At 72.8% G+C, this 4,169-nt stretch carries 4 protein-coding genes and 1 pseudogene; 2 read left to right on the forward strand and 3 right to left on the reverse strand.

From position 1 onward, the window contains the following. Positions 1 to 112: 112 nt before the first annotated feature. From AB0E96_RS38940 to AB0E96_RS38950, 3 genes are all read right to left on the reverse strand, one after another. Complete coding sequence (locus AB0E96_RS38940) at positions 113 to 1,543, reverse strand: hypothetical protein (protein ID WP_359831244.1); 1,431 nt, start codon at positions 1,541 to 1,543, stop codon at positions 113 to 115. 185 nt (positions 1,544 to 1,728) lie between these two features. Next, positions 1,729 to 2,499: a lysophospholipid acyltransferase family protein gene (locus AB0E96_RS38945; protein ID WP_359831246.1), complete on the reverse strand. Its 771-nt coding sequence runs from the start codon at positions 2,497 to 2,499 to the stop codon at positions 1,729 to 1,731. Between the two features lie 222 nt (positions 2,500 to 2,721). Next, positions 2,722 to 3,147, reverse strand: a complete 426-nt coding sequence (locus AB0E96_RS38950; RefSeq protein ID WP_359831248.1) for a DUF4395 domain-containing protein — start codon at positions 3,145 to 3,147, stop codon at positions 2,722 to 2,724. Positions 3,148 to 3,459: 312 nt separating this feature from the next. On the opposite strand from AB0E96_RS38950, the gene AB0E96_RS38955 reads away from it, so the two are divergent. Together AB0E96_RS38955 and AB0E96_RS38960 are read left to right on the forward strand one after the other, a co-directional pair. Beyond that, positions 3,460 to 3,792, forward strand: coding sequence for a thioredoxin family protein (locus AB0E96_RS38955; RefSeq protein ID WP_359831250.1), 333 nt, complete (start codon positions 3,460 to 3,462; stop codon positions 3,790 to 3,792). A 264-nt stretch (positions 3,793 to 4,056) separates the two neighbouring features. Then, positions 4,057 to 4,169 (forward strand): annotated as a pseudogene (locus tag AB0E96_RS38960) (electron transfer flavoprotein subunit beta); the annotation flags it as partial.

A 4,169-nucleotide genomic window follows, 5' to 3' on the forward strand; every position in this document is an offset into this window, starting at 1 on the left:
CTGCAGGGGGGACCCTGTGGGAGAGTAGGACGCCGCCGAACAATTCTTCTGAAGAACCCCCATCCGGGACCCGGATGGGGGTTCTTCGCGTTTCCGGACAGGAGCGCGTGTGCTATTCCTCGGAATCGGACTCCGAATCGGGCCGGGAGCCGGAGCCGGAGCCGGGCTCTGATCCCGAACCCGGCTGCGGCTTCTCGGTGGCTCCCTGTCCCTGGGCCCGGGCCGGCTGCTGGGCATCGGGCTGCGGCGTCCGGGGCGCCTGCGGCGCTTCCGACGCCTGACCGGGCGCCCCACCGGATGCCGGAGCGGACGCCTGATCCGATGCCTCGGCCGTTGCCTGTGCCTGATCGGTGGGAGCCGCGGAGGCCTCCGCGGTCCCCCAGACCGGCCGGCTGAGCCACTTGTCCGCGTTGTTGGTGAGCCGGACGACGCCCGTCCCGTCCGGGTGCATGCTGTAGAGGTCGGTGCCGGCGCCCGCGGGCGCCTGGGCGAAGACGATGGACTTGCCGTCGGGAGCGTAGGCGGCCGTGCCGTAGAAGACGTCCGACGGGGCGGGGGTGAGGGCGCCGACGGCGCTGCCGTCGGGGTGGACGGTGTAGATGCCGCCGCCGGGAGCGTTGTCGGGGCCGGCCGGGTAGGTGGTGAAGAGGATCTGGGTGCCGTCGGGGGACCAGTCCGCGCGGTCGCCGGCGCGCAGTTCCCAGGGCGTGAGCTGGCGCAGGCCGGTGCCGTCCGCGCTGACGACGTAGATGGCGCGGCTGTTGGCGGGCTGCCCGGTGGCGCTGGTGCGGTACTCGAAGGTGAGCTGTTTGCCGTCGGGGGACCAGCTGGGGTTGCCGACCGCACCGGAGTAGGGCTTGTCGTTGGTGAGGAAGGTGAGCCGCTGGACGTCGGTGCCCTCGGGGCTCATCAGGTAGAGGTCGGAGTACTGGATCTGGTGGCTGCCGGACGGGTCCTGGGTGCCCCAGGAGCGGCTGAAGGCGACCTGTTTGCCGTCCGGGGAGAAGGCGGGAGCGCGTTCGTCCTCGTTGGCGCAGTCGGCGGTGCCGCTGTCGCAGAGCTGGCTGATCCGGTGCTCGGGGCCGCCGGCGGTCGGGACGGTGAAGAGCCGGGCGGCTCCGGTCTGCGGGTCGGTGCGGTCGAAGGCGATGGTGGTGCCGTCGGGGGACCAGTCCGGGCGGTCGTCGAGCGCGTGGGCCGGTGGTTGGGTGACCTGCCGCTGGCCGGTGCCGTCGGGGGAGAGGGTGACGATCGCACTGGTGGTGCGGGAGGCGTCGGTGTAGGCGCGGCTGACGATCAGCCCGTTGTGCACGGCGGCCGCGGGGGCTCCGATGGCCGCGCCGACGACGCCCGGGGTCGCGGCAGTCGCCTCGGGGGCGGCGGTGGGGACCTCCGGCCGGATCTCGGAGAGCGGGATGTCCCCGGGTTCGGCCCCGCAGCCGGTGAGCAGGGTGCCCAGAAGCAGAAGGCCCGCACCGGCGCTCGCGCGGGTGCGGGCCCTGCCCGTGGACGACTGCCGTGTGCCGGTGGTGATCCGTGCCATCTCCGCCTCCGTGCCTTTCGACCGCTCCGACGTCTCGCCCCCGCCGCGGATTCAGGACGAAGGCCCCTGAAAGGAGCTGTCACTGTGTCAGACGGGGAGCATCGGCGACCGGGCGACACGCGACGGGCCGCGTTCGCTCGATCGCACGGAGTAGAGAGGGGAGGAGGGGTGAGAAGGGGAGCGGATCAGCCCCGGGCGGCGCGGCGTTCGGCCTTGGCGAGCGCCTCCGCCTCGTCCTCGGCCTCGGCGACCTCCAGGGTGGGCGCGGTGCCGCCGAGCTGGGCGGGCAGCCACCAGGTGTCATCCGGGCCGGAGGGCTTGCCGGGGTACTCGCGCTGGGCCCGGTCGAGCATCTCGGTCATCGCGGCGCGCAGCCGCCGGGTGACCATCACGGGCTTGTCGTCGGGCCCGAGGTGAATCGGTTCTCCGATCATGATGGTGACCGGGACGTGCCGCTTGGTGAGGGTCTTGGGGCGGCCCTTGGTCCAGAGCTGCTGGGTGCCCCAGAGCACGACGGGCAGCAGCGGCGCGCCGGAGTCGGCGGCCATCCGGGCGGCGCCGGTCTTGAACTTCTTGAGCATGAAGGAGCGGCTGATGGTGGCCTCGGGGAACACCCCGACCACCTCGCCGGCCTTGAGGGCGCGCACGGCGGCCTCGTACGCGGGCTGGCCGTCGGCGCGGTCCACCGGGATGTGCTTCATGCCGCGCATCAGCGGGCCGGAGACGCGGTGCTTGAAGACGTCGTCCTTGGCCATGAAGCGGGTCTTGCGCTTGCCGCCGCGGTACGCGCCGAGGCCGGCGAAGAGGAAGTCCAGGTAACTGATGTGGTTGCTGACCAGTACCGCTCCCCCCCTGGCGGGGGTGTGTTCGGCACCCACGATCTTGATCCGCACGTCGAGTGCGCGGAAGGCGGTGAGTGCGGCGCCGATCACCGGCGGGTACACGAACTCTGCCACGGTCAGTCCTGACTTCCACGGGCCGGGGCCCGGTTCGGCGGGTACCCGCTCCGTTGTGCGGGTGGTGCCGACCGGAGCACGGCACGCCGCGGCGGTCACGGGTGATTCACGGAGATGATCCCCCGAACGAGTGCCTGCTGTCACCTGAGGCGTGCGGTCAAGCGAATATTGGCGGTGTGATCTCCGTGATGAATTCGAACGGGAACTTTTCCGCCCCCGGCGTCAGGCTCCGGCGGTGAGGCGGCCCCGGGCGCGCCGGACCAGCGGGTAGAGCTCGCAGCCCACGCAGTAGCCGAACGCGGCGTTGACGAAGGCGCAGGTGAGGGCGGCCGAGACGGCCAGCGCGCCGAGCCACGTCACGTCGGAGCAGTAGCCGAGGGTGCCGACCGCGGCGAACACCAGGAGGACGCCCTGGTCGAAGCGGAGCGTCCGTTCGTCCGCCGTCTCGGAGGGCGGTGCGAGCCGGGGGAGCACGAGCGCCTGGAACAGTCGGACGTACGGGGACAGACGCAGGCCGCCGAGCGCGCCGAGGGCGAGGAGGACCGTCTGGGTGGCCAGCAGGGGGCAGTTGCCGGTGCGCAGGACGACGGCCAGGACCATCGAGGTGAGTGCTGCGGCGAAGCGGAAGCCGCGGGGATCGGTCTGCAACGGGGCTCCGGAGGGTCGCGACGGACGGTGGCGGGGGCGTCAGCCTCGCCGTCGAAGGGCGGCCCGGGCCGGGGTGACGGCGCGACGGCGGGCCGGCCGGGGCGTCGGGCGACAGTCGGAGTCCATCGGCCGATCGTACGTGTCCGTGCGCCGGTGGTCGACCGGGTTTCGGGAGGTGCTCCGGGGTGTGTTCGGGGCACCTCGGGCGCTGCCGCAGACTGGAGGGATGACCGGGCCGACGACGTGCGTTGTCGTGCCTCGACGGGGGCCGGGCCCGGCCCGCCGCGGAGCGGGAGTGACGGGAGGCCGAGGGTGAGCAGCGGGGACGGGGCGGACGCGGTACGGCTGTCGGAGGCCGAGCTGGGCGGGCCGCTGGGCGCGCGGGCGACGCTGGTGCAGTTCTCGTCGGCCTTCTGCCAGCCCTGTCGGGCGACCCGCCGGGTGCTCTCCGAGGTGGCGGGGATGGTCGACGGGGTCGAGCACGTCGAGGTGGACGCCGAGGAGCGGCTGGAGCTGGTCCGCCGGCTGGAGGTCCGGCGGACGCCCACCGTCCTGGTGCTGGACGCGGAGGGCCGGGTGGTGCGGCGGGCGGCGGGGCAACCGCGCAGGGTGGACGTGATCGCGGCGCTCGGGCGCGTGGTGTGAGCGCCGTGTGAGCAATCGCGCCGCACTTGTTCCGCCCCGTCGGGTGGAGTCGGCCCCGGGCTGGGGCAGGATGGGCGCAGGCGGCGGGAGCAGCCGCACGGCATAAGCTACTGGCCAGTAGTGACCGCCGGACTACCGGCGAGTATGCTGCCAGGAAGTTCCGGACCGGCACGGGAATTCGCTGCCCGGAGTGGGTGCGAGCCGTGTTCGCGCCCGCTTGCGCCGCCGCAGCCGCCGGACGAGACCAGTACAGGAGACAAGGCCGTGAGCTTGAGGATCGTTGTCTGTGTGAAGTACGTGCCGGACGCGACGGGTGACCGTCGTTTCGCGGACGACCACACCACGGACCGGGAGGGTGTGGACGGCCTCCTGTCGGA

Origin of the sequence: Kitasatospora sp. NPDC036755 (assembly GCF_040636595.1) — a bacterium.
Classification (GTDB): Bacteria; Actinomycetota; Actinomycetes; order Streptomycetales; family Streptomycetaceae; genus Kitasatospora.